Consider the following 25622-nt stretch of genomic DNA (forward strand, 5'->3'; position numbering starts at 1 on the left):
CGATCACCAGCGATTGGGGATTTACAGCAGGCGGAGCCTTCTGCGCATTCTTCTTCAGTAAATTACACCATGCGGAAAATAAACATATCATCGAAAAAATGAAAACAAGGACTGCCAGCCGCTGAGCGCCTTTAAGCATATTAGTTTGTTTGGGTAGGGTTGAAAATGCAATGCGGTTACGATAATGGCTAATGATAAACTGCATTTCCCGGCGAATTACCCCACCGCGGCCAGGGAATATGCCGGTTTTAGTTCCGGATAAACAACATTAATGATCGAGCATGGAAAGCCATTCTGCCTTTGTAATGGAAGTAAAGAAAGAGGCTTCGGATTTCAGCAGGTCGTTCGACAACGCTCTTTTTGTAGCCTGCAGCTTTATTATTTTTTCTTCAACCGTATCCGGACAAATCAACCGTACAGCCATAACCGCCTTTTCCTGCCCAATGCGATAGCTGCGGTCAATTGCCTGGTTCTCAACTGCCGGGTTCCACCAGGGATCTACCAGGTAAACATAATCGGCTTCGGTTAAATTTAAACCGGTGCCGCCGGCCTTCAGGCTTATCAGGAAAACCCGCACCGAAGCATTGTTTTGGAAATTATTCACGACAGATTCTCTGTCTTTTGTACTGCCGGTGAGGTATTCATAGGCGATGCCCCTGTCTTCGAGCTCATGCTTTATCAGCCCCAGCATGGAAACAAATTGCGAGAACACCAGTATTTTATGGTTTTGCGCTTTATTGTCGATTTGCTCAAGCAGGGTTTCAATTTTGGCGGAATTGTCGCCATATAATTTTTCGTCCTGCAGTAAAAGCGGGGAGTTGCAGATCTGCCGTAACCTGGTTAAACTCCTTAATACGTGTATGCTGTTCTTTGGAAGCTCTTCTTCAGTAACGCCGGCAATATAATCGCGAAATTCTTTTTCATAGGCCTCATACACCTTGCGCTGCGCTTCTTCCATGGGGCAATACAACACCATTTCGGTTTTTTCGGGAAGCTCCCGCGCCACATCTCTTTTGGTTCTTCTTAAAATAAACGGCGCTACTTTCTTCTGCAACTGCAGGGCATGCCGGCTGCTTTTGAATTTATCTATCGGTATCGAGAACAGGTCTCTGAATGATTGTTTATTGCCCAGCAAACCGGGGCAGGCAAACGATAACTGGGCATACAGATCGAACGTATTGTTCTCAACCGGCGTTCCGGTAATGGCTATTTTATTACGCGATTGCAACTGCCGCGCGGCATAATAACGTTGCGAATCGATGTTCTTGATGTTTTGCGACTCGTCGAGAAAAATATAGTTGAACCTGTATTTGATAAGAAAGGTAATGTCTGACAGCAGCGTGCCGTAAGAGGTGAGTATTATTTCATACCTGTCGAATTCCGTAATGTCTTTTATTCTTCCGGCGCCATATAAAGTGAGTATGGTAATGGAAGGAGCGAATTTTTTTACTTCATCCTGCCAGTTGAAAATAAGCGAAGTGGGAACTACCACCAGGTTGGTGTTCTGCCGTGCCTTCTTTCGTTGTGATAAAATAAACGCAATGATCTGAAGTGTTTTTCCAAGACCCATGTCATCGGCCAGCACCCCGCCGAAATTAAAATCATCGAGCAGGTTAAGCCAGGTAAGCCCCTGTTTCTGGTATTCGCGCAGGGACGCGTTCAGGTCTTCCGGAACGTCTGCTTCATTATACAGGTCAACCTGTTTTAGTTTTGATTCGAATGCGGCGATCTCCTGTTTAACCGATTCATCCAACTCATCATCCCTGAAAAGGAGTTTTACTTCTTCGTAATTGAATTTCGGGATCTGTAAAACCTCATCAACAATTTCAGCCGCATTGAAGTATGCTGAAAACTTTTGTAACCATTCGTCGGGAAGAATGCCCAGCGTGCCATCATCGAGCTGTACGAATTTGTTCTTGTTCCTGACAGACGTGTGTAGTTGCTTCAACGAAGCTTTCTTTTTTCCAAAACGAACATCGAGGCTGGTATTGAACCAGTCGAGCCCGCTGATGACCCTGATGGCTATTTTTGCTTTGTTGCCATTCAATTTATTTCCCTTGAGCTGGTTAAAACCCAGCACGGTGATGCCTTCGGTTTGCCATTGTTCAAAGGCATTCAGGAACCAGCCTTCATCTAAAAAACGGCGTTTATGCAGGTAGAAATAGGGCAGGTCGGTTTCGAGCTGTTCTTCAAAATCGGCGTGTTGTTGCAAAAGCAGGGCAATGAAATTCACTTCTGCATCGCGGTCGCGCTCAACCGCAAACACTTCGCCTTCGCTGTCCTGTGAATAGATCTGTCTTTTGGTAAGCACCGGAATTTCTACTTTTCCGTATTTCAGCACTGGATTTATAAGCACGTAATTGTCGAGGTCGCTCAGGTAAATGAACCTTTCCAGTGAGTCGTTGAACCCGCCTTGCGCCTTTTGTGATTTGCTGCCCGGCTCATGAAAGGTGTAATCGACATAAACGCTGTCTTCCAGCTTTGACAATATATTTTGTTGAACGCCGGCATATTCCGACTCATGCAGTTTTAAACCGGCAGGTTGCTGCCGGAAGAACCGCGCCATTTTCACCAGGTGAAATTTGGAAAGCAGGTGAAGTGATCCGCCGCGTAGAATAAAGTAATCGTATTTGATCTCGATATCGCTGAATGCATAGGTTTTTTGTTCTATCCTTATTTTCGGTAAAATGAAATACCATTCGTTTTCCCTTCTAATGGTAAGGGTAATGTCATTGACGGGCTCGCCGATGTTGATCTCTTTTAAGGAACCGGCCACCACATTTTCCGAGAACCCGGGTTCATGATAAAAGAACCGCAGCGAGAGGGGATTGGTCATTACGGTTTTGAGCGCTTCGATATCGGCGGGCGATTTTGCCGCGGTGGGATTGTTCTGGAAACGGCTCAGGGCGGTAAGGAATTTGAGCTCTTCCAGTTGTTTTGCTTTCAGGGCGGCATCATAAGGGTTCACCAGTTTGAGCGGGTTCTTCAGTTTACCCGATTGCGTGGTAGCCGCCTGGTAAAGCTCCAGCGTAAGTTGTTTGTGGAACCGGTAGTTCTTCAACACAACAATATGGTCTTCTTTGTCGAGTGAAGGTGCCGGAGCCGCAACCTTGCGCTCATCCGTTATCAGTTGCTCCTGCAGATCTTTTATATTACCCATGAAAGACGGTCTGAATTTGGCGGCAAACTACGTAAATTCACATTTTTAATCTGTATTACTTCTCTATGTCATCTTTCCTTTACACCATGGCGTTGGCCGACAGTTACGGCATGAAATACGAGTTTGTGCAGCATGCAACAACAGCCGGGCCTGCCGACCTGGTGCATGGCAGCCATCCTGAATTTACTGAATATATAAAGGGAAATTACTCAGACGATACGCAAATGTCGTTGGCAAATATGGAACTGTTGCTGACGAAAATGACAGCATCAGGGAAGTTTTACATCACTGTTGAAGATTTTGTGCGGGCCTGGCTGAGCACATTTAAAAGAGACCCGCATCCTGGTTACTCCAAGCATATGTACAGGCTGTTGGCAGATTCGGAAACTGCGGAAGATTTTATAACCCGGCTCGATGCCACGGGTGGTACTACCAGTGGGGCGGCAATGCGTGCCGGCGTTTTTGGCGTAATACCCGAAATTGAGCAGGTGAAGCATCTGGCGTTGCTGCAGGCCCGTATAACGCATGATACGCCGGCGGGTACCACTTCTGCATTGGCGGTTGCGCTCTCTGTTCATTACCTGCATCATGGCGGCAGCAGGCAGGGGCTTGAAAATTTTCTGGCTGCACAACTGGGGGCCCAGTGGCGGCAGAACGGGTATGTTAACGATATGTCGAACGGTATGTATATCGTTGGTCAGGCTTTAAAGGCGTTGATGAATGCCGCAACTTTGTCGCAGGTGTTGCTGCATGTCGTAAACCAGGATGAAACATCTGATACAGACACCGTTTGCGCCATTGCGGCCGTTATAGCATCGCGTAGTACCGATTGGGCGAACGACCTGCCTGTGGCTTTGGAAAACGGTCTGGAGAACGGGACTTACGGCGCAGATTACCTGAAAATGATCGACAGGTCGGTAGCCGCGTTTTTTTCGCGCAGGGCGCTTTATAGTTAATCTTCAATTGTAACCATTTTTTTGTACTCCGCGGCGCCATAATGCTTTATTTAATAACCCGTTTAGAAACAACCGGTAACCCCTAAACAGCATGATAAAAATAGTTTCATCCATTTCAATGAAGACCGGCATTTTAGCAGTATGTGTGTACGGTGTGGCAGGCTGTTCGGGCCTGCCGGAAAAAAAGCGCTCATCAAAATCGATCAATGAAATAGTAACCGAAATTACAAAGACCAACGTATTGATGGGAGATGCTGTAGGTTATGGTATAGAGCGCCCGGAACAATGGGACAGATACGAGGAGCTGCGTTTACGGGCAGGCGACAAAGAACTAATGGCCCTTACCAGCGATACAAATGGCGTTGTGCGCTGTTATGCCTTTCAGGCCCTGGCTAATAGAAAAACAGCCGATCTTTTCCCCATTGTGAGGCAGCATCTTGCAGATACGGCATTAGTAAAAACATTGGATGGTTGTTCGGGCGGTTCTCAGAAAGTAGGCGACTTTTTTCTTGAAACTATTACCATCAATAAAAGAGCGTGGAAGTTGAACGTTGATCAGAAAGCGGTTATTGATAGTTTACTGATCTTTGAAAACGGTAACCGGCTGAACGCAAGAGACAAACTGCTTTCAGCAGTTGAACCTGAAGAAAAGTACTACAAACGGCTACGGCAATTGGCAATAATGGAAAATAGCAGGCCGGCTGTGGTAGCATTGTCGAAATACAGGAGGACGCAGGATAAACCTTTAATAGAGGCATTACTTAAAGACCCTTACGGCCAGGCATATGGCTTCAATTCGGTCCGTAATTTTCCTGACCGGTCCTTTTACCCTTTTCTGGAACAATCCCTAAAAAGTGAAGTAACGAAGAATAATAGGGGTAATGATGAGCGGCTGCAATTGCTCTACGAAGCAATTGTGCAATACAAAGATGAAGCCTCCCGGAAGCTGTTGAAGTTGGCATTAAGCGAAGCAAAGGATATGCAGTATATCTACCATTCCGATTACCTTCAAATGGCGCTCAAAAAGTACCCGGCAGCTATCTACGAAGGAATTGTTAACCCCGTATTTACAGGCGTTCCGAAAAGTAATCTTTCCTCCAATAAAAGGTGACCGTAATACAAAAACATTACTTCTCCCGGCCAATCCCGGCCGGAACCGTAAAGCTTATATTATTTCACCTATGTTTTTAGCCGGCAACGGGTGTTTTCTCAAGCGGCGTAAGCACTTGTCCCAGTTGCTGGTACATGTTCAGGAAATCAAAGTGATTCCAGGCTTCTGCAATCTTTCCATCTTCGGTCCTTACCATACACAGGCCTGAAAACTTTACCTGTTTCCCGGTTTCTGCATGTACTGCGGTAACCTCGGTATGGGCGCATTCCATATTGTCCTGGGAAATAACGTCCAGCACTTCTATATGAATATCATGAAACTGGTCCCTGAAGTTGTTATAAAAAGCTTTGAAGCCTTCAATGCCTTTGGGGCCATCGGCTGAATTTATTCCGTGAGCAAAACAATCGTGGTTGGCCAATTCGTCAATTGCCTGTTCGTGGTTATTGTTCCATACTTCCTGGAACCAGCGATGGCAGAGGGTTGTTGTTACGTCGCGCATAAAAGTAGATTTTAAGATGAAAAACAGGAGAGCACGAAAGGGGATAGAGATTGTATTAGGGGATACTATGTTACGAAAATTTAATGAGAAAAGATCGGGTATTTTTCACGTATTTGAAAGTGCGTGGTGAATGGCGCCGGCAGCCCTTGTGATTTGGAACAAAAAAAGGCCCGCATTGCTGCAGACCTTTGAAAGATGTGGAGGATATCGGGGTCGAACCGATGACCTCTAACATGCCATGCTAGCGCTCTAGCCAACTGAGCTAATCCCCCATCTAAGAACTTTTAAAAATAAACAAGTCGTTTATTTTTGAGTTTGCAAATATAGACCTATCCCTAATTCGAACCAAATAAAAGCTGCACCCTATTTTTTTCCCATCTTGCCAACCCACTCAGCCGTAGCCTTCACCAGCATACTCATAGTATCCTGTTTCCCGGCCTTAAAACTATGATCGGCGCCCTCCAGCTTTACCAGTTTCGCTTTTTTGAGCGAACCGCATACTTCCGCTATCAGTTCCCATTGGGCAAGGGTATCTTTGGTACCCTGTAAAAAAAGCATTGGCACCTTTATTTCTTTCAAATGTTCGGCCCGGTCAATCGATGGCTTGCCGGCCGGGTGCAATGGAAACCCATAAAAAACAATCCCCTTAACCCCGGTATCGGGATGGGTTGCCAGGTACTGCGAGCTCATACGGCCGCCAAACGATTTGCCCGAAGCGAACAAGGGAAGATCGGGAAACAGGTCGTGCGCTTTCATTATCGCCGCTTCAATGGTCTGGTGCGCTACCGCCGGCGTATCGGGGCGGCCTTTCTTATTCTCGGCAAAGGGAAAATTAAATCGCATGGTGCCAATACCTGCCGCCGACAATGATCCCGACAGTGAAACCATAAAGGAATGGTCCATACCCGCACCGGCGCCATGCGCCAGTGTCAACAGGCAGGTGGCATTTGGGGGAACGTTGTATTCCGCGGTAACTTTTCCTATGGTATCGGAAACCTGTAATACGATCCGTTTGGAGCTCATACGAACTGTTTAAGAAAGCTAAGGTAACTATTAATATATTCTACCTGAAAAAGGATCGATAGTGTAAAAATGCATATTGTACGGGCCGGTTGACGGCATATAAAAGATCCCATTGGTATATTGATATAGCAATGCTCTTCCCAGTGAATTGTTTTTTGCTTTTACTTCTTTGTCGGTGGAACCAAACACATAAAATGAATGGCCGACAGAAAATATCGGACACAGGTTCCCATCGAGCATAGCGTAGCATAGGTCACCGTTACAAAAGCCCCACATTTTTCGCGAGTAATACGATTTACCTGTTTCGTCCTTCAGGTACAATTGAAAGCCTGTACCATCGGTTTGAACATCATAGTTGGAAATAGATGGCTGGTTATTTCTGAACTCGTCAATACTGGCATATACGCCTTTACGTAAGATGCGTGCCGTATCCATGGGAAAATTATATTGTAACCTGTTCAGTGAATCAAGCTGGCTGAACGTGAAGGTTCTTCTTTTTTTCGCCTGTTCCTCATCCGTAGCCGCTATCTTTTTTATAAAGTCAAAAAACAGATTGGTCATTTTGATCCTGGCCACATCCTTTACATGATAGGGAGAAGTGATAACGGTGTCGAGATACGCATAGGGAAGGTAGCCCTGGTCCGTTTTAAGAAATGCCTCGCCACGAAATTCCATGCAGCCTATTCCTTTTGACCTGTTCTCCATTCTCGGTGCATCTTTTAGATTGTAAAGCCATAATTTTTTTATTATGATAAGGAACGGGCGCGTGCCTGCCGGATCAGCATAGTGATTCATGAATCCGGCAATATGCCGGCTTGCGCCGTTATCAAAAACAAATTCATACCGTTGCTTATCCATGCCCCAAAAACCGGCTCTTGTAGTGTCTGGCCTGAAATCCGCTACTTCAAAATGGGAGAAAACAGGTGGGATCTTTTCTTTTGCCGGTGCGTGGCTGGTTGAAAGCATTAAATGATTGCGGCCGCATTGGTCATTCAGGAAACGCTGATGCGCAGAATCTGTTTGGGACATGGCTGGCAGATACAGGCTGCAAAATGCGATCAATGGCAACAGTTTCATGGATCTGATCGGGTTTAAGCTGTAATTATACGAAAATCAGTTAATCAATACTAGTGACTCGTTACCGTTTGCGCCATTCCAGACTGCCGTTGCAGTGAGTTGCGTTGCAGAATAATTTTCCCTTCTTCCGGTTGCGTAACAGCGATATGCTAAACGTTTCGTAATGATTCTATTTCCGTGAGCTTTTTGGGCAGTGATTTGCCGAGTTTCTGACTTCCGTTTGCAGTGATAATGTAGTTGTCTTCAATACGTATGCCTCCAAAGTTACGGTAATCGTTCAGAAATTCGTAATTGATGAACGATGTATGTTTTTGTTCTGCTTTCCAACGGTCGATCAATTCGGGAATTATATATATACCGGGTTCAACTGTAAGCGCAAATCCCGCCAGTAACGTCTTTCCAAGACGAAGCGATTTCCAGCCGAACTCCGTACTTTTCTTCAGTTTATCATCATAACCTACCAGCGGTTCGCCGAGGTCTTCCATATCATGCACATCCAATCCTATCATGTGCCCAAGCCCGCACTGGAAGAACATGGTATGGGCGCCGGCTGCCACAGCCTCTGTTGCATTGCCTTTCATCAGGCCCACTTCGATCAATCCTTCGGCCAGTTTGATGCAGGCCTGGGTATGCACTTCTTTATATTGTATGCCGGGTTTAAGCAATGATACTGCATGGTCAAGCGACCCCAGCACCACGTTGTACAGATCGCGCTGGCGGCTGGTAAATTGTTTACCTGCAGGAAAGGTACGGGTAAGGTCGCCGGCATAATGCATGCTGGTTTCTGCGCCTGCATCAACCAATACCATTTGTCCGTCCTGGATGGTATTGCCATGATAGTGATTGTGCAGGGTTTGTCCGTTTACGGTTAAAATAACGGGGTAGGAGAGCCTGCCGTTGTTGGCGAGCGCTATCGCTTCTACCTGTGCCGCCAGTTCATATTCTTTCATGCCGGGGCGGGCATTCCGGATGGCCGCCAGGTGCATATCGGCGCTGATGGAAACCGCTTTGTCCATTTCAGCTATTTCCCGTTCTTCCTTTATTTCACGCTGCGCAATAACCGAACGGATCAATTTTTCAGATACGAACTGTTTTAATTCGGCAATGGACGTACCCAGTAATGCCGCCAGTTTTATTTTGTTCTCCGGCCGGTAAGGCGGTAAAATGTGTATCGGGCGTTGGGCCTTTCGCGCTGCTGCCAGCAGGCTGGCCAGCTTTTCGCCATTCGCGCTCTCTGCTATTCCTGTTGATGCTGCCAGATCCTGGATCTGGGGTTGCGGTCCGGTCCAGATGATATCATCGATACCGGCGTTCTCCCCAAACAATATTTCTTTATCCTCGTCGAGGTCAAGTATCACTGCCAGCCCGGGCTGATCGATGCCGGCATAATACAGAAAAGTGCTGTCCTGCCTGAAGGGGTAGCAGTTGTCCTTATAGTTCATGCTGCTGTCTTCGTTTCCCAGCAATAAAACAATTCCATTGGTAAGTGTTGACTTCAACTGCCGGCGGCGCGCTGTATATACCTGACGTTCGAAAAGATGTGGGTTCATGTAGTTTTTTGCACAAATTAACGAATAAGGCGGGTGATGGGATAAAAAAGCCATTCTGTAGAAACAGAACGGCGTTATTGATCGTACCCTTAAAAACTATCTTTAATTTCTTTTTACGATTGGTTGAATGCTTATCTCTTTTCCGTTCACTACTTTGATGTAGTAGGTGCCTGCAGGTACATCAGACATGGCGAGAATGGCACTTTGCTGTATGTTGAATATTTTTATTATGCTGCCGTTGGTGTTCAGTAACTGGCCGTTCACCCTTTTATTTTGCCAGTTTTGCGGAATCGAAATGTGCAGCTCATTTACTACCGGGTTGGGATAAGCTGCGATCTTTGCACTGTCGCTTCCGTTTCCCAGGCGAACGAATTTCGTTTCCGAATATTTGAACCTGCCGTCTTTGTCAACCATTTTCAGGCGGTAGTAGATCACTGCTGCTGCTGAATTTTTGATCGCATCCTTATATGAATAGTTATTCAAGCCTGTTACTTCTTCGGCCGGGAACAACAGCGCGGCCTGCTCATAGTTCTTATTATCGTAACTTCTTTCTATGCAATAGTGACTAAGATTTTGTTCCTGGCTGGCGCTCCATGTAAGCCATACTTTTTCATTTGCCAGCTGGGCCGTAAAGCCGGCCAGTTTTGCTGCCAGAACGATCGGCTGCAGTTCGTTGCCTCTCATGTTCAGGCTAAACAAATCGTTGCCGCTCCAGCCATTCTGATGTTGATAAAAACCTACCCGCATGGTTACGGTTGTGGGGGCCGAAGAACTTACCCTGAACATTTGCGTGGAATCGGTTTCATCGATACCCTGTCCGCCTGTTGGGTTCGAATTTGTTGCGGTACCCCATACCATATCTCCATCCTGGCTGACAGCTACCTTTGGAGTGCTGCTGCAGTATGCCCAGGTAGGGTTGGCCACCGTTATGGAATTGAATTCGGTCATCTGGTTGCTGCCATCGAGCCCCATGAACACACTGCTGAAATTAAACACAGGTGTAGGAACGGTGGTGCCAACGTTTACAAAGGTGATCGTAAATACCGCGTAATGATAACCGAGGCCGCCGGTTGACTGCAGTTGCGGTTGTAGCGCTGTGGTAGAAGCACCGGATGGTGTAGCATCTATATCATACAGTGATACCCCGATCAGGCTGTCGACTTTCACCAATGCATCTATCAATCCGCCGGAAGTAAGATTTGAGAACCTGTAAACACATCCTGCCTGATTGGCCGTCCCTGATTCTACCGTTGGTGTATTGAATTTCAGGTTTTGTGCCACTGCCGCCGTGCTATATATATAAAGAGCAAATAGTAATAACGCAATTCTTTTAATTGCAGGCAATCCTGTTTTGGAAAGTACCGGGTACAATTGATTCATACTTGTGGTTTGTAAGGGTGATACAAAAGGTAAATACGACCACAGGTATTGGAAGTTAGTATGGACTTATTCAGTGGATTTTGGAATTGGTATAGGAGGAACTAAGGCCGTAAATAATTATTTACGATAAGAAATACGTTGGAATGGATTGTGTTTTGTAGAAACGGGCCTTATTCAGTAGGAGATTGGGTACGAATACTTGATTAAAATATCTAATACAAATATTGAGATGTTTTTTCAATTATGCAAGTACCCGGCTATATTTTTTGGGATTATTGATCCTGGATAAGCAAAAGCTAAACGAAGGCAAAAGGCGAAAGGCGAAAGGCGGAACGCAAAACGTTGAAGGCTAATCCCGAATGTCGGGTTGTAAGGTTTAATCGGGAAGAACGCATTTCGGAGGCAGGCGTTAAGCGTTAAGCATAAAAAAAAGGTGGATCAACCGGTCCACCTTTTTTTTATATATGCATTTCGCAGGTATTTTATGGGAGCAGTTTCACATAACCTCTTGAGGTTACCTTTCCTGTTTGAAGGGTTCCGGAGATTACGTACTTGTAAGTACCCGCCGGAGCTTTGGCGCTGCCGATAGTACCGGTCCAGCCTTTATTGATATCAGTTGTTGTGAAAACAACTTTACCGGCTGCGTTAAGCACCTGAAGGGATCCCAGTGTAAAGTCGGGGTCAACTTCAGGAAGCTTGAATACCGGGCCTTTCGAAATTGAAATCGATGCAGGCATTGCTATTCTTTTAAGTACGGTTACTGTTACCTCGGCCGTTCCGGTGCAACCACTGGCGTTTGTGCCGGTTACTTTATAAGTAGTGGTTTTTGCTGGTTTAACGATCGGGTGGGCGGTAGCTGATCCGGTTACGCCGCTGGTTGGCGACCATGAGTAGCCGGTGATCTGGTTTTCGCTGATGGCCGATAATTTAGCGCTGAAGCCTTCAAAGATCTTTATTTCAGAGTTTGTTTTTACTTCAGGAGCGGTACCCATTTTCACTACAATTTCGTTTGAAGTGATTGCCCCGCCGGTGCAACCTGTGGCGCTTGTAAGCACGCAGCTTACTTTATCGCCATTTACCAGGGAAGCGTTTGAGTAGGTAGGGCTGTTGCTGTTGGCATCGTTCCCGTTAACCATCCATTTGTAAGCCGGGGCCGCGCCGCCATTGGTCACTTTTACCGTGAACGCAGCAGGCGAACCGATACACATACCGTTCAGGGCAGGCGTAATTGCCAGTGTTGGGCTTGAACCGCCGGTAACTGATAATGTCGCCTTGCTGGAGAACATTGTTTTACATGCGTTATTGGCCATAACCCTAAACTGGTTATTGTTCATTTTATCGGTGATGCTGTTAACAGTAAGTGAGGTGGTAGTTACACCTGAGAAATTTGCACCATCACTCAACTCGATCCATTCGCCGGTTGAAGGCTGGAACTGTTGCCATTGATAGTTATCGGCGTTGTTGGCTGCAACTGTAAAGGTTACGCTGCCGCCTTTACAAACGCTTTTGCTGAGCGGCTGCTGATCGAACGAAGGCGATGGAACAGTACAGCTTGAAACGATCTCACGGATGGTATTGTTATAGCTATCAGTGATGAATACGTTACCCGCAATGTCGGTAGCGATACCGATGGGGTACCATATTTTAGCCAGGATAGCAGGACCGCCATCACCGGCATAATCGGGCGAACCATTACCAGCGATGGTAGTGATGATACCTTTATTATTGATCTTTCTGATAGCGTGGTTTTGATAGTCGGAAGCGTAAACGTTACCGGCAGGGTCCACAGCGAGGCCCTGAGGCGAACCGATCTGGAACTGCGCTTTGGTGGCAGGGCCATTATCACCGCTGTAACCGGCAACACCGGTTCCGGCAAAGGTGGTAATGATACCGCTTGGGTTTACTTTACGGATCACAGAGTTTGAAGGGTCTGCAATGTAAAGGTTGCCAGAGTAGTCTACAGCTATACCTGCAGGTTGGGTAAGCAGGGCTTTGGTGGCAGGGCCGCCATCACCCGCGTAACCGGCTCTTCCGGGCACACCCGCTACAGTAGTGATGACACCGCTTTTAGTTACTTTTCTGATCACCTTGTTCGAAGCGTCGGAAATGTACAGGTTGCCTTCTTTGTCAACAGCTACGGCAGTAGGACGATACAACTTGGCTTGTGCGGCAGGACCGCCATCGCCACTGAAACCTTCAGTACCGTTACCGGCGAAGATCGTCATGATACCTGAAGTGGTTACTTTTTTGATTACCGATGCATTGTAGTCGGCAATGTAAATGTTGCCATCGTTGTCGATGGTCATACCAGTAGGCTGAGCTAACTGGGCTGCGGTGGCGGGCCCTCCGGCACCGGCGGTTCCCGCAGTACCATTACCGGCAACAGTATTAACGATACCGTTTGAGTTTACTTTACGGATAACGTGGTTACGCATATCCGCTACGTAGAGGTTACCGTCGTTATCGGTAGCCACCGCTCTCGGTTGGTTAAATCTGGCATTGTTGGCCGGGCCAGCATCACCCACATATCCGGGGGAGCCGATAACGCCGGCAACAGTTGTAATGGTTTGCGAGTTCGCTACAGAACTGCTTGCGAAAGCAATCAGGCTGCTAAATACAATCTGGTTGAGTTTCATGGGATTATCAGGATTAGTTTAATAACAGTAAAGTTATATACCTCGAAAAAATATAAAAAGTTTCATTATTCAGCAAATACTGGTAATGAATGATATCAACAGTGTAAAACTATCTCTACGGTTCGTAATTCTTCTATCGTAATTAAACCACGATTCACAGATGTGGTAAGCCTTAAGATGGGAGCGGAATAACGGCGTGTGCAATCGGGTTGTCCTTTTTCTTTTCGGGCCGAAGTTTTCCGCACTGTTCACCTCACAGGCGTAGTGTTTATTTGCATATGTTATGATCTGGTACTCAATTTTCGGCAGATGGCTTTACCACAGTGCGCTTGCTACAAATCCCCGGTAGTGAGAACTAAAAAACGGTCAATCATATATATTATTGTTTCGAAAATGCACAACAGTAGTTTTACTAAGAGAACAGGTTTTTTTGCTCCGTACTTTCATCAACGCCCAGTGGCGGCAGATTTGGCCAGGTGAACGGTGCTGTTTTATCCTGATTATCAGGGCGGGGTTTGGTAGAGCGAATGGTAAATACAGGCCAGTAATCGAGTGTTTCCGAAGGCATTTCAAAATCAAGAACCTGTTGTATATCTTCATCTGTAAGGCCGGGCTGCAGCCATCGCATCTCCAGTTCTTTCGGCAAAAACATCGGCATGCGGAAAACATTGGGGCCGCCATTGTGAATTTGCTTCATAACGCTATTGGCAGAACGCGTGATAAGTGTAAAGGTACCTTTTATTTCGCCGGTCTCCACATCGGGCAGGGGAGAATAATGGTATAAACCGGGGATGCAGAACATGGGCCGGTCTTTCAGCCGTATGAAATACGGAACTTTATTTTTCCAGCCTTTTATTTCGCGGTGCTCATAGATACCTGTTACGGGTATCAGACATCTTTTTGAACGGATCCTTCTCCAGAACGATTTTTTGTCATTGATGATCTTCTCGCTTTGTGCATTGCACATGTATTGCCGGCTTTGTTTTACTTTCTCCGGCGTATTCATGTAATCGGCAATAACGCCCCATTCAAAGGATTTTAGCTTGTAAGTATCATCTTCAAAAATGATCACCGGGTATTTCCGGTACGCCTGTGCCATTACGTGAAGCGTAAGATCGAAATCTATCGGCAACTGGGCGTCAACCACCAGGTCGGGCAGGTAATCGGTTATCAACTGAACGTTCGATGAAAAAGAAATATCGTAACACATGCATCAAAAATTTTCAATGTCTGCAAGCGGTAATTTCACTTCGTGGATCCCGTACTTCAAGGTAATGAAAAGTTCGCCAAACTGAACAAAAAGATCGGCCTTCACGCCGTCCTGCCTGGCGGGCGTCCACTTTAATTTTTGATCGATGTAGTGGCGGATCTTTGCAGCAACGGGCGCTGTTGGTTTCCATGCCTGCTGTACTATGGGGCTGTACACTTTAAAACCTTCGGGCTGGCCTGCAGCAATAAATAATTTGCGGTAATGCGCTTCCTCGGCAATGTTGTATAAAAACCGGTTAGAATCGTTTTCGAGCGTATCGTAATGGGTTTTTGCGCGGCTGTAATCGGTATAGTGGGTAAATAAAAAAGCGGCTTTGTTGAGCGGGTCCAGTTGATTCTTTCCCCGTTGGTATGTCTGGCGCACAAAAAAATGATTACCCGCTTTTATAAGCGACTCCAGCAAACGGGTTGTAAGCAAAACAAACGGGTTGTGCATGGCTCAGATGTTTATCGTTAGCACTTCCTCTATACGGGTGGTATAACAGGGCGATAATTTCAACTGGCGCAATTTCCATCGCGTGCCAAATCCCTGCAGGGCAAACCGTAATGCATTTTTCCCAAACGATCTGTTCACCGTGTCCACTACCTGCATCAGCTGCGAATTCCGTGCCCTGTTTTCCGTATCGAACATATTGTATTGTATCTTTTCGGCCGGCACCAGTTCCATGGCGGTGCAACCGGTTTTGTTGTAATTATAACCCGGCCGGTAAATGGTTTCAAAGCCCTGCCGGGCCTGCCGTATCAGTTCGTTGGTGCTGTTGGTTGCTTCGGGCAGCTGAATGGTAAGCGAACGAAAATACTGCGGCTCGTTGCTGCGGTGCGCATTGGTTTGCACAAAGATCTGGATGGCATTTGTAGCCAGCTGCTCACTGCGCAGCTTAGCCGCAACCATAGCGGTAAAATTGGCCAGGGCTTCCATCACTTCATTTTTGTCGCTGAGCACTTTACCAAACCCGCGGGCAACGCACACCATTTTCTTTTTGGCCGGCATTTCTTCGAACGGAATGCATGAAATACCTTTCAGCTCATTGTACATGCGCTGCCCCACTACCGAAAGGTTCTTTCTTATCCATTCTTCCGGCGCCCGCGAAACATCCCAGGCCGTTACAAAACCGTTGCGCGTGAGCAGTTTCGTATATTGGCTGCCGATACCCCAGATGTCGTTCACCGCCGTATTTTGCAAAGCGAACTGCATTTTTTCCTCGGTGTCGATGCAATACACGCCCGCCTGTTTATTTCTTTTCTTCACCAGCCTGTTGGCCATTTTGGCCAGTGTTTTCGACGGGGCAATACCTATGGAAACCGGGATGCCCACGTTTTGCATTATCATATTCCTGATGGTATGGGCGTAACCGGTTACATAGTGGTGCCTGAAAGAAGTGAGATCGAGGAAGGCTTCATCGATGGAATATACTTCCAGCCGGTCGGTATATTGCGACAGGGTGGTCATTACCCTGTCGCTCAGATCGCCATACAAGGTATAATTGGAAGAAAAAACCGATACGTTATGTTGTTGTAACAGGGATTCAATAAGAAAGGAGGGCGCGCCCATTTCAATTCCCAGCGCCCTGGCCTCGTCGCTGCGGGCAATTACACAACCATCGTTGTTGCTGAGCACCACAATGGGCTTGTTTTGCAGCCCGGGCTGAAAAAGCCGTTCGCACGATGCATAGAAATTATTACAATCAACCAACGCGATCATTTTTTTCATATTTAAACTTTACTACCACTGCGGTTACCACACCCCATACCTGCATGTTCATTTCTTCTGTGACTACCAATGGTTTGTACATGGGGTTCTCGGGGTGCAGCACCAGGCTTTTCCGCGTTTGAACAATACGGCGGACGGTAAATTCGCCATTTACCACCGCCAGCACGATCATGCCGCTGACGGGTTTTACCGACCGGTCAACCACCAGCAGCGAATCGTGTGGTATGCAGGCATTGATCATACTATCGCCCGAAACCCTGAAATAAAAAGTGGCGGTAGGGTGTTGCACCAGGTATTGCGACAATTCAATTACATCCTCCTGGTAATCTTTGGCCGGAGACGGAAAACCCATAATTATTTGTTTGGTTGCAGTACAAAAATACTAAGATATTTAGTAGTTTTGTACTAATATATTTAGTGGAAAACTTTTTGTTTTTAGTGCTCCACTTCCTGTTCTTAAGCGTGTGGGGGAGAAGATAATGCTGATAAAATGCAGATGCTGAGCGGCTTTAGTAACAAGTTTCCGGTGGATGATCACTGTACCGTTCGTAATTAAAAAAGTTATAGCGACAACCAAAAAAAGAACATGTTATAACAAAGAAAGTACAAACCATCCTTTATGCTTTTTCAATATGAATTTGTTTTTTTCTTTGATACATGGAAAGAGATCCACGATATAAAGCAGTTAAAATATTGATCGAAGGGCGACATATAACCGAATTCAAGGAAATCTTTACCCATGTTCCGAAAACTATAATGGCTCACGACCTGGGGACCAACAATAACCGGATGACGCGTTTGATCGAGCACGTTGAGCAGTTTACGTTAGCAGAGTTATACAAGATCAGCAATCTGTTGGATGTGGATTATAAGACGATCTTTTCGCTTGCGCATACACAACATTTCGGTAATGACAAAAGGGGCAGAAAAGTAAAACCTTGAACCGGCAACAACTGATACGCTGTAAACCGGTTATCCTATTATGTCCGCCTTATCCATAAGCGCCCACTTACTCCGCAATGGCGGCGGTGGGTCAGGCACCGACTCCTCCCATGTCCATAAATGATTAGTAGCCCGGAGGGGTATGAGGGCTGTCCTGGTTACAACCGGGATGGCCCTTTGTATTTTGGGGAATGGCTGGCTGGTAGCGAGTGGGCAAACGGCAAACGTGAAACGTGAAACGGCAAACCTCAGCGCGGCGTACGTCGGCGATCGGCAATTCGCCTTCGCCCGGGCCACGGCGAACCAGCCGGCACCCCCTGACCATCCGAAGCGAAGGCGAAGGAGGAGCGATCGGCTTAAAATTGAGACACTGAAAGGCCGGATATCAATCTCAAATATCGCAAGTCTTTTCACGTTTCACGTTTCGCGAGGCCATTCACAATTCACGCATGAACAATCCTGTTGGCCCATTTCTTCAACACCAGCACCAGGTCTGCCGGGTTCACCGGTTTGCTTAAATAGTCGTTCATGCCGGCCTGCAGGCATTCCTCTTTGTCTTCCTGCATGGCATTGGCCGTCATGGCAATGATCACCGGTTGCGGCCGTGAAGCTTCTTTCCTGATGATTTGTGTGGCTTCCAGGCCATCCATTTCAGGCATTTGCACGTCCATCAAAATTATGTCATACGGTTTTTGTTCCTGCATGTGTACCGCCTGTTCGCCATTTTCGGCCAGGTCGAATTGATAGCCCAGTTTATTTAAAATGGCCGTAGCCACCGCCTGGTTGAAGGGATTGTCTTCGGCGAGTAATATCTGCAGGGGATATTGCGTGGCAAATTCGGCTTGCAGCACGTTCGGAGTTGCTGTTTCTTTTTCCGCTGCCCCGTTAAACGTATTGCTGAGGGTGTTCAAAATGTATTTACACAAAACCTGTTGTTTAACAGGTTTCGTCAATACGAAGTTGAAGAGGTCGCGGTGTTCTTTGCTGAGGTCGTCGCCAATCGAGCTCAATAGTATAACGGGCAAATGGGGATAGCGATCGCGAATATGACCGGCGAGCTCAACACCCGGCATTTCGGGCATATGCATATCGGTTAGTACCAGATCGGGGTGCGGGCCGGTGGCCAATAACTCCAGCGCCTGGTTGCCCGACTGGGCTATAATGGGTTGCAGTTGCCAGAGTTCCAGTTGCGTTTTCAGTATTTTTCTGTTGGTGGCGTTGTCATCCACTACCAATATTCGTTTGCCGGCAATGTCCTGCATGTTCACAGATGTTTCTTCCCCTGAATCATGGCTGGCGGCTTTTGTGGCTATGGCAAAAGCAAAAACAGATCCCCGGCCGGGTTTGCTTTCCACTTCAATATAACCGCCCATAAGCCTGATCAGTTTTTCACAAATGATAAGCCCCAGTCCCGTACCGCCATATTTGCGGGTAGTGGAATGGTCAACCTGTGAAAAGGCTTTGAACAGGCGCTCCAGTTTATCTTCAGGTATACCGATGCCGGTATCGCGCACTTCAAATCCCAATTGAACGCCTCCGTGTTTATACATATTCATCAGGTATACCCGTACAAATACTTCGCCGGCATGCGTGAATTTAATGGCATTTCCAACCAGGTTAATTAGTATCTGGCGCAAACGGGTACTGTCGCCGGTGATCCTGTCCGGTACCTTGCATTCGATCTGGTAAACGAGATCGAGCCCTGTTTGTGCTGCCTTCGGCGCAAACATGTCAAGCACTTCCTCGATGCAGGTACGCAGGTCGAATTCTTTTTCTTCCAACTCCATTTTCCCCGATTCTATTTTGGAAAAGTCGAGTATATCGTTGATTACGGTAAGCAGGTTTTCACCGCAGGTTTGAATGGTTTCGGTATAGGAACGCTGTTCGCCGGTAAGCGAAGTTTGCCCAAGCAGCGAGGCCATGCCAATGACCCCGTTCATGGGTGTACGTATTTCGTGGCTCATGGTGGCGAGGAAGATGCTTTTGGCTTTATTCGCCTGTTCCGCTTCGGCGCGCGCCTGCTCTGCATCTTCGCGGGTGCTGCGTTCTACATTGATGGCACATTCCAGTTGCCGGGTGCGTTCGCCTACCAGCCTTTCCAGCGCTGCGTTGTGTGCTTTAATGCTGCGTACACGGTAGCTGTAGATGAGTAAAATGCCGGCAACAAGACCAATGCCGCATAACAGTTGAAACCAGAGGGTTGAATAAAATGGCGGCAGAATGGTAAGTTGAATGGAAGCCATACGGGAGCTCCAGGCGCCGTCGCTGTTAAGCCCTTTTACTTCCAACGTATAGTTTCCGGCATCAAGGTTCGTGTACGTGGCAGTGCGGCGGGTGCCCACATAGTTCCAGTCTTTATCGAAGCCTCTTAGTTTGTATGCGTATTGTTTTCTCTCTTTGGTGGTATAGTTGAGCGATACGAAATCAAATGAAATTACCGAGCTTTTATACGACAGTACGATGCGTTTTGTTTCACTTACCGGCCGGGTAAGCGGGGAGTCGGGATCGAGCTCGTCTGCCACCGGTACTTCTTTATTGAATATCTGGAAACCGGTAAACATCAGCGGCGGTTCATACAATTGCCGTTGAATGCTGTCGGGGAAAAATTCATTGAAACCATTCACTCCGCCGAAGTACAGGTAACCTGAACGGCTTTTCAGCACGGAAGTGCCGGTAAATTCATTGGATTGCAGCCCGTCGGCAACGGAAAACTTTTTACAGTCACCGGTAACCGGGTTAAACCGGCAAATACCATGATTGGTGCTAAGCCATAAGTTGCCTTTGCCGTCTTCGGCTATACCGAAAATGATATTGCCTGGCAATCCATCGCGCATGGTATACGATCTGAACCGGTTGGTAGCAGGGTTGTAGCAATTCAGGCCATAATGTGTGCCGATCCAGATGTTTTTGTATTTGTCTTCGTGAATGAAGTTGATCTGGTCACTGCTTATACTGTTGTTTTTATCAGCGTGGGTAAAGCGCGTGAACAGGCCTGTTTTTTTATCGAACCGGTTGATGCCGCCTTCAAAAGTTCCGATCCAGATATATCCTTTGCTATCCTGCACGATATTTAATATGCGGTCATTGCTGATGCTGTTGCTGTTGGTGCTGTCGAACCGGTAATTGGTGAAAGTGCCGGTTTTAATATTGTATTTGTCAATGCCCTGGCCATACGTGCCAAACCACATTTCCTTATCTGCATCCTGCATAATGGCGCAAACATTGTTACCGGCAAGGCTGTTGCGAACATTTTCTTCGTGCTTCAGGTGCCGGTAGGTATTGTTCTTTTCGTTGTACACGGTTATGCCGCCTCCGTAAGTGCCCATCCACACATTGTGGTCTTTATCGCCGAACAAACTGATGACCACATTGCCGCAGATGCTGTTGGCATTTCCTTTTTGGTGAGTGAACCGTTTGAATTGTTTGGTGTGGGGGTTGAACCGGTTCAATCCACCGCCATCGGTTCCCAGCCAAACGAAACCATCGGCGCTTTCACAAATGCCCAGCATTTTGTTATGGCTAAGGCTATGGGGCGAACTGCTATGCTTGTAGTGGGCAAATTTGTTAAACCCTTTGCTATGTAAATTTATACCGCCATTGTAAGTGCCTACCCACATATTTCCCTGCCTGTCTTTGTAAACTGAGTAAATGGAATTATTGGTAAGGCTCCGGTCATCGATATCGTCCTGGGTATAGGTAGAAAAATTGCCTGTTTCGGGGTTCATGATACTTAATCCGCCGTTCTCGGTGCCTACCCAGATCTGGCTGGCATCGTCTTCTGCAAGCGCGAAAACAACGTCGATGGGTAAACTGTTGGCCTTGGCAGCATCATGCCTGAAATGACGGAATCCGCTTTGGCCGGTTTCCATTACATTCAATCCGCCGCCCACCGTACCGATCCAAAGCCGGTGGCGGCTGTCTTCAAAAAAGCTGCAGATATTGTTGCCCGAAATAGACCTGGGTTCAGCCGGGTTGTGCCGGAACCGGGTGAAAGTGCCGGTTTTTTTATTGAAAAGGTTCAATCCGTTGCGCAGGGTGCCTGCCCACAACCGGTTGCGGCTATCTTTATAGATCGTTGTTACGAAGTTGTCACTGATGCTATTTGTATCGTTTTTGTTGAAAACATATTTCGTAACCTGCCTCGTTTTGAGGTTAAGCTGGTTCAGTCCGCTGGTTTGTGTGCCTATCCATAACAGGCCGTCTTCATCAAACCGAAGAGAGGTAATAAAATTATCGCCGATGCTGTTGGTGTTTTTTCCCCGGTACCTGTAATGGGTAAATTTTTTTGTGTGCCTGTCGAACCGGTCAACGCCGCCGCCCCAGGTGGCGATCCAGAGGTTTCCACTGGTATCTTCAATAATGTTTTTGATAAAGTTATGGCTGAGGCTGTTTGTGTCGGCTGAGCTATTCTTATACACGGTAAAGCCATAGCCATCGTACATATTGATGCCATCCTTTGTGCCAAACCACATAAAGCCCCTGCTGTCTTGCAGAATACAGGTAACATTGCTTTGGGAAAGCCCATCGTTTATTCCCAAATGCTCAAAGCGGAGTTGTGGTTGTTGTGAGTATGCAACAAACCCATGGCAACATTGTAATACCAGCAGCAGGCTCACTATGTATTTCATTATCTGATCAACCTGTGATCTGCCGCTTGTTTTTTATGGTTGTTTGGGACGGGAGATCCAGGCAGCTAAGGAACGCCTCACAAAGGTGATTGTATATCATGCTATTGGGTGTTTCTATGTAAATAAGGAATTGTAAGGAGCCCGCTACATGTTAGTATGTATTTCTGAAAAATATCACTGCGGTCTTTCACGTGGTACAACGTGTATGTTGATAGTGTAAAACGCTTATTGTCAGTACGTGAATGGTTGTTTTTTAAAGAAAACAGCCAGTAAAAATTTATACAGGAGAGCTGCAATCGCATTGGTAAGATAGTTTAATATAATGCCAAACTAACAATAACGCGTAGTGTTTGTTGGTGGTAATTTGGTAGTGCTTATAGATCGCCGCCAAAACTAACGATTATGACACCGACTTGCCCCGCCCCAACGAGGTGGATAGCAGCGCTTTGCTGTTTACTATTCACTATGTATGGCGCTTATGCCCAGGAGCCGCCCGCTTATTCAATATTTCAAAAACAGCCGCCGGTTATTCCGTTACGGGTTTATACTCCCCCGCCGCCCGATAATGAGGTAAGAGGAACCGTTACCGATTCGGCAGGCAGCCCCATGCCCGGTGTTTCCGTTTTTGTAAAAACACAAACCGGCACCGGAACAACCACCGACATCAACGGTAAATACATCTTATCGGTCCCAAATGATAATGTAGTGCTGGTGTTTTCCATGGTAGGCTTCGACATCCAGGAAATACCGGTAAAAGGAAAAGAAGTGATCAATGTACTATTGAAGCGCGCCTCCAACTCATTGAACGATGTAGTGGTAGTTGCCTATGGCAAACAACGAAAACGCGATATCGTTGGCTCCATGACCACTATCAGTCCCGAAGAATTGAAAGTGCCTTCCAGTAATCTCACCACAGCCCTTGCCGGCCGGTTGGCAGGTGTCATTGCCTATCAAACAACCGGTGAGCCGGGGCAGGACAATGCCCAGTTCTTTATACGCGGCGTAACCACCTTTGGTTATAAAACATCGCCGCTTATTCTTATCGATGGTGTTGAGTATACCGCAACCGACCTCGCCCGTATTCAACCCGATGATATCGCCAGTTTTTCCATTATGAAAGATGCTACGGCCAGTGCTTTATACGGCGCCCGTGGGGCCAATGGGGTTATACTGGTAACCACCAAAGAAGGAAAACAGGGAAAGGCCAAAGTGTATATCCGCTTCGAGAACTCCGTTTCACAACCAACCAAAACCGTACAATTGGCCAACCCCGTCACTTATCTCAAACTGCACCAGGAATCGGTATTGACGCGCAACCCGCTGGCGCCGCTTCCTTATTTGCAAAGCAAGATCGATTATACGCAACTGGGAGTAAACCCGAACATGTTTCCCGCCGTTGACTGGATGGAGATGTTGTTTAAGGATAGGGCAACCAACCGGCGGGGTAATTTCAGCGTTAGCGGGGGCGGACAGATCGTCAACTATTTTCTCGCCGGTTCTTTTACACAGGACAACGGGATCTTAAAAGTAGACAAACGCAATAATTTCAATAATAACATTAACCTGAAAACGTATAACCTTCGTTCGAATGTCGGATTGAAAGTAACCCGCACTACCGATGTGATGGTACGTTTATATGGCACCTTCGATGATTATAATGGTCCGGTCGACGGCGGTTCGGGGTTGTATAGAAAAGTGATGCGAACAAGCCCTGTATTATACCCGGCATATTATCCCGTTGATTCAGCGCATCAGTTTGTAAACCATATTATGTTCGGCAATTTCGATAAGGGAAATTACCTGAACCCCTATGCCGATATGGTGTCGGGTTATAAGGACTATAACAAGTCGCTGATGTCGGCCCAGTTCGAAGTACGGCAGGACCTTTCCTTTGTTACCCCCGGGCTGGCCGTTCGTGCATTTACGAACATCAACCGCTCTTCTTATTTCGATGTATCGCGCAGCTACAATCCTTTTTATTATAGCGCAAATGCGTATGATAAATACACCAACACATATCAGTTAATGGTCATCAACCCCGACCAGGTGGGCGCCGGTGCAGTGCCGCAGGGCGGCACAGATTATTTGGGCGCGCCCGTTGGCGGTGATAAAACAGTAACCTCCAACTTTTATTTTGAAGGCGCAGCCAACTATAACAGAACGATTGAAAAACATGGCATCAGCGGGTTGATGGTGGTTACCGCGCGGAGCCGGCAGGAGGGCGACACGAAAACATTGCAGAAGTCGCTGGCATATCGCAATATGGGTGTTTCAGGCCGCGCCACCTATTCGTTCGACAGCCGGTATTATGCCGAATTCAATTTCGGTTATAACGGCTCGGAGCGGTTTTATAAAACCGAACGTTTCGGGTTCTTCCCTTCGGTGGGTATGGCCTGGTATGTTTCCAATGAAAAATTCTTCGATCAATATAAATCGGCGATCAATAAACTCAAACTCAGGGCCACCTATGGCCTGGTTGGCAATGATGAGATCGGAAGCGCCGACGATCGTTTTTATTACCTGAGCGATGTGAACCTGAACAGCACGGCCAATAATCCTGCATTCGGTACCGATGGCCGTTATACCCGCAATACCATTGCCATTAACCGCTATGAGAACAGGGATATTACCTGGGAAACGTCAAGGAAGGCCAATTATGCCATGGAGCTAAGCCTGTTTGGCAAATGGGATATTATTGCGGAGTATTATACCGAGAAGCGGTATAATATCCTTATGGGCCGTACCTATATTCCCTATACACTGGGGTTGCAGGTTGATCTGGAAAATAATCCGCCCAAGGCCAATGTGGGCGAAGCATCGGGGCATGGGATCGATATCTCCGTTGAATATTTACAAAACTTTGGTAAGAACCTGCTGGTGCAGGCCCGCGGTAATTTCACCTACGCCCGCAGCCGGCTCGATAAAAATGAATCCCTGCAATACGGAGATGAGCTCTTCTACCTCAACCGCACCGGTTATCCTATTTCGCAGGCATGGGGATATATAGCAGAACGCCTGTTTGTCGATGACGAAGAAGTAAAGAACGCACCGGCGCAAACTTTTGGTGATTATAAAGGCGGTGATCTCAAATACCGCGATGTAAATGCCGATGGAGTGGTTGATAAACTCGATATGGTGCCGCTGGGTTATCCCACTACACCCGAGATCACCTACGGGTTCGGTGTTTCCGCCAAATACAAAGGGTTCGATATTTCCACCTTCTTCCAGGGAACGGCCCGCCGTTCTTTCTGGATAGACGTACGGGCCACCGCTCCGTTTGTATCGTACCGGTATAGCGGAAGCGAACTGCCCGGTTACATTCTGCAAAACCAGTTATTGCAGGCATATGCCGATGATCACTGGTCTGAAGAGAAGCGGAATTTATACGCCCTGTGGCCCCGCCTGAGCCCGGTGCTGAATGGAAACAACAGTCAAACCAGTACCTGGTTCATGCGCAGCGGCGCCTTTTTAAGGTTGAAACAGCTTGAATTGGGTTATACCCTCCCGAAAAGAATTGCCGGAAAAATTCATATCGAAAATGTGCGGTTGTATGCCAACGGTACCAACCTCATCAACTTCAGCCAGTTTAACTTATGGGATGTTGAGCTGGCCGGCAATGGGTTGAACTACCCTATACAAAGAGTGGTCAACGCCGGCATTCAGGTATCGCTGTAACGACA

General features: G+C 47.0%; 16 protein-coding genes and 1 tRNA gene. 4 read left to right on the forward strand and 13 right to left on the reverse strand.

All coding sequences use genetic code 11. The annotated features are described in order from the left end of the window. Positions 1-268 precede the first annotated feature (268 nt). Positions 269-3160 carry a DEAD/DEAH box helicase gene (locus A4R26_RS05070; RefSeq protein ID WP_081161573.1) on the reverse strand — a complete coding sequence of 964 codons (2892 nt, stop codon included), beginning with the start codon at positions 3158-3160 and terminating at the stop codon, positions 269-271. A gap of 65 nt (positions 3161-3225) precedes the next feature. Here A4R26_RS05070 and A4R26_RS05075 point away from each other — a divergent pair, with 65 nt between their 5' ends. After that, a complete protein-coding gene (locus A4R26_RS05075; RefSeq protein ID WP_081161578.1) occupies positions 3226-4116 on the forward strand; it encodes an ADP-ribosylglycohydrolase family protein in 891 nt (296 codons plus the stop codon). A gap of 91 nt (positions 4117-4207) precedes the next feature. Continuing rightward, on the forward strand, positions 4208-5227 hold the full coding sequence (locus tag A4R26_RS05080) for a hypothetical protein (protein WP_133054548.1): 1020 nt from the start codon (positions 4208-4210) through the stop codon (positions 5225-5227). 76 nt (positions 5228-5303) lie between these two features. Here A4R26_RS05080 and A4R26_RS05085 read toward each other — a convergent pair whose 3' ends face one another. The 11 genes from A4R26_RS05085 to A4R26_RS05135 form a co-directional block, all read right to left on the reverse strand. Further along, positions 5304-5726: an ester cyclase gene (locus A4R26_RS05085; RefSeq protein ID WP_081161584.1), complete on the reverse strand. Its 423-nt coding sequence runs from the start codon at positions 5724-5726 to the stop codon at positions 5304-5306. A gap of 198 nt (positions 5727-5924) precedes the next feature. Further along, positions 5925-5998: transfer RNA gene (locus A4R26_RS05090), tRNA-Ala, on the reverse strand. 91 nt (positions 5999-6089) lie between these two features. Beyond that, positions 6090-6749: an alpha/beta hydrolase family protein gene (locus A4R26_RS05095; RefSeq protein WP_081161588.1), complete on the reverse strand. Its 660-nt coding sequence runs from the start codon at positions 6747-6749 to the stop codon at positions 6090-6092. 30 nt (positions 6750-6779) lie between these two features. Next, a complete protein-coding gene (locus A4R26_RS05100; RefSeq protein WP_081161591.1) occupies positions 6780-7826 on the reverse strand; it encodes a hypothetical protein in 1047 nt (348 codons plus the stop codon). 149 nt (positions 7827-7975) lie between these two features. Continuing rightward, on the reverse strand, positions 7976-9376 hold the full coding sequence (locus tag A4R26_RS05105) for an aminopeptidase P family protein (RefSeq protein WP_081161594.1): 1401 nt from the start codon (positions 9374-9376) through the stop codon (positions 7976-7978). A 102-nt stretch (positions 9377-9478) separates the two neighbouring features. Continuing rightward, positions 9479-10756, reverse strand: coding sequence for a T9SS type A sorting domain-containing protein (locus tag A4R26_RS05110; protein ID WP_081161597.1), 1278 nt, complete (start codon positions 10754-10756; stop codon positions 9479-9481). 482 nt (positions 10757-11238) lie between these two features. Continuing rightward, positions 11239-13392 carry an NHL domain-containing protein gene (locus tag A4R26_RS05115; RefSeq protein WP_081161600.1) on the reverse strand — a complete coding sequence of 718 codons (2154 nt, stop codon included), beginning with the start codon at positions 13390-13392 and terminating at the stop codon, positions 11239-11241. Between the two features lie 412 nt (positions 13393-13804). Then, positions 13805-14602 (reverse strand): SOS response-associated peptidase, encoded by a 798-nt coding sequence (locus tag A4R26_RS05120; protein WP_081161603.1) that lies wholly within the window; start codon positions 14600-14602, stop codon positions 13805-13807. 3 nt (positions 14603-14605) lie between these two features. Continuing rightward, positions 14606-15097 (reverse strand): hypothetical protein, encoded by a 492-nt coding sequence (locus A4R26_RS05125; protein ID WP_081161606.1) that lies wholly within the window; start codon positions 15095-15097, stop codon positions 14606-14608. A gap of 3 nt (positions 15098-15100) precedes the next feature. After that, complete coding sequence (locus tag A4R26_RS05130; protein WP_242674827.1) at positions 15101-16372, reverse strand: Y-family DNA polymerase; 1272 nt, start codon at positions 16370-16372, stop codon at positions 15101-15103. Next, on the reverse strand, positions 16347-16724 hold the full coding sequence (locus A4R26_RS05135) for a LexA family protein (protein ID WP_081161610.1): 378 nt from the start codon (positions 16722-16724) through the stop codon (positions 16347-16349). The genes A4R26_RS05130 and A4R26_RS05135 overlap by 26 nt, the downstream gene beginning before the upstream one ends. A gap of 404 nt (positions 16725-17128) precedes the next feature. Between A4R26_RS05135 and A4R26_RS05140 the strand changes: the two genes are divergently transcribed. Continuing rightward, complete coding sequence (locus A4R26_RS05140; RefSeq protein WP_133054549.1) at positions 17129-17314, forward strand: hypothetical protein; 186 nt, start codon at positions 17129-17131, stop codon at positions 17312-17314. Positions 17315-17757: 443 nt separating this feature from the next. Here A4R26_RS05140 and A4R26_RS05145 read toward each other — a convergent pair whose 3' ends face one another. After that, entirely contained in the window at positions 17758-21942 is a 4185-nt protein-coding gene (locus A4R26_RS05145; RefSeq protein ID WP_081161616.1) for a hybrid sensor histidine kinase/response regulator, read from the reverse strand. A gap of 402 nt (positions 21943-22344) precedes the next feature. Between A4R26_RS05145 and A4R26_RS05150 the strand changes: the two genes are divergently transcribed. Then, on the forward strand, positions 22345-25617 hold the full coding sequence (locus A4R26_RS05150) for a SusC/RagA family TonB-linked outer membrane protein (RefSeq protein WP_081161619.1): 3273 nt from the start codon (positions 22345-22347) through the stop codon (positions 25615-25617). Positions 25618-25622 lie beyond the last annotated feature (5 nt).

The organism is Niastella populi, assembly GCF_002078015.1.
GTDB lineage: Bacteria > Bacteroidota > Bacteroidia > Chitinophagales > Chitinophagaceae > Niastella > Niastella populi.

Coding starts and splice junctions, on each gene's coding strand:
- A4R26_RS05070 (WP_081161573.1), bottom strand. CDS start 3,160: ATGGGTAATATAAAAGATCTGCAGGAGCAACTGATAACGGATGAGCGC.
- A4R26_RS05075 (WP_081161578.1), top strand. CDS start 3,226: ATGTCATCTTTCCTTTACACCATGGCGTTGGCCGACAGTTACGGCATG.
- A4R26_RS05080 (WP_133054548.1), top strand. CDS start 4,208: ATGATAAAAATAGTTTCATCCATTTCAATGAAGACCGGCATTTTAGCA.
- A4R26_RS05085 (WP_081161584.1), bottom strand. CDS start 5,726: ATGCGCGACGTAACAACAACCCTCTGCCATCGCTGGTTCCAGGAAGTA.
- A4R26_RS05095 (WP_081161588.1), bottom strand. CDS start 6,749: ATGAGCTCCAAACGGATCGTATTACAGGTTTCCGATACCATAGGAAAA.
- A4R26_RS05100 (WP_081161591.1), bottom strand. CDS start 7,826: ATGAAACTGTTGCCATTGATCGCATTTTGCAGCCTGTATCTGCCAGCC.
- A4R26_RS05105 (WP_081161594.1), bottom strand. CDS start 9,376: ATGAACCCACATCTTTTCGAACGTCAGGTATATACAGCGCGCCGCCGG.
- A4R26_RS05110 (WP_081161597.1), bottom strand. CDS start 10,756: ATGAATCAATTGTACCCGGTACTTTCCAAAACAGGATTGCCTGCAATT.
- A4R26_RS05115 (WP_081161600.1), bottom strand. CDS start 13,392: ATGAAACTCAACCAGATTGTATTTAGCAGCCTGATTGCTTTCGCAAGC.
- A4R26_RS05120 (WP_081161603.1), bottom strand. CDS start 14,602: ATGTGTTACGATATTTCTTTTTCATCGAACGTTCAGTTGATAACCGAT.
- A4R26_RS05125 (WP_081161606.1), bottom strand. CDS start 15,097: ATGCACAACCCGTTTGTTTTGCTTACAACCCGTTTGCTGGAGTCGCTT.
- A4R26_RS05130 (WP_242674827.1), bottom strand. CDS start 16,372: ATGAAAAAAATGATCGCGTTGGTTGATTGTAATAATTTCTATGCATCG.
- A4R26_RS05135 (WP_081161610.1), bottom strand. CDS start 16,724: ATGGGTTTTCCGTCTCCGGCCAAAGATTACCAGGAGGATGTAATTGAA.
- A4R26_RS05140 (WP_133054549.1), top strand. CDS start 17,129: ATGGCTCACGACCTGGGGACCAACAATAACCGGATGACGCGTTTGATC.
- A4R26_RS05145 (WP_081161616.1), bottom strand. CDS start 21,942: ATGAAATACATAGTGAGCCTGCTGCTGGTATTACAATGTTGCCATGGG.
- A4R26_RS05150 (WP_081161619.1), top strand. CDS start 22,345: ATGACACCGACTTGCCCCGCCCCAACGAGGTGGATAGCAGCGCTTTGC.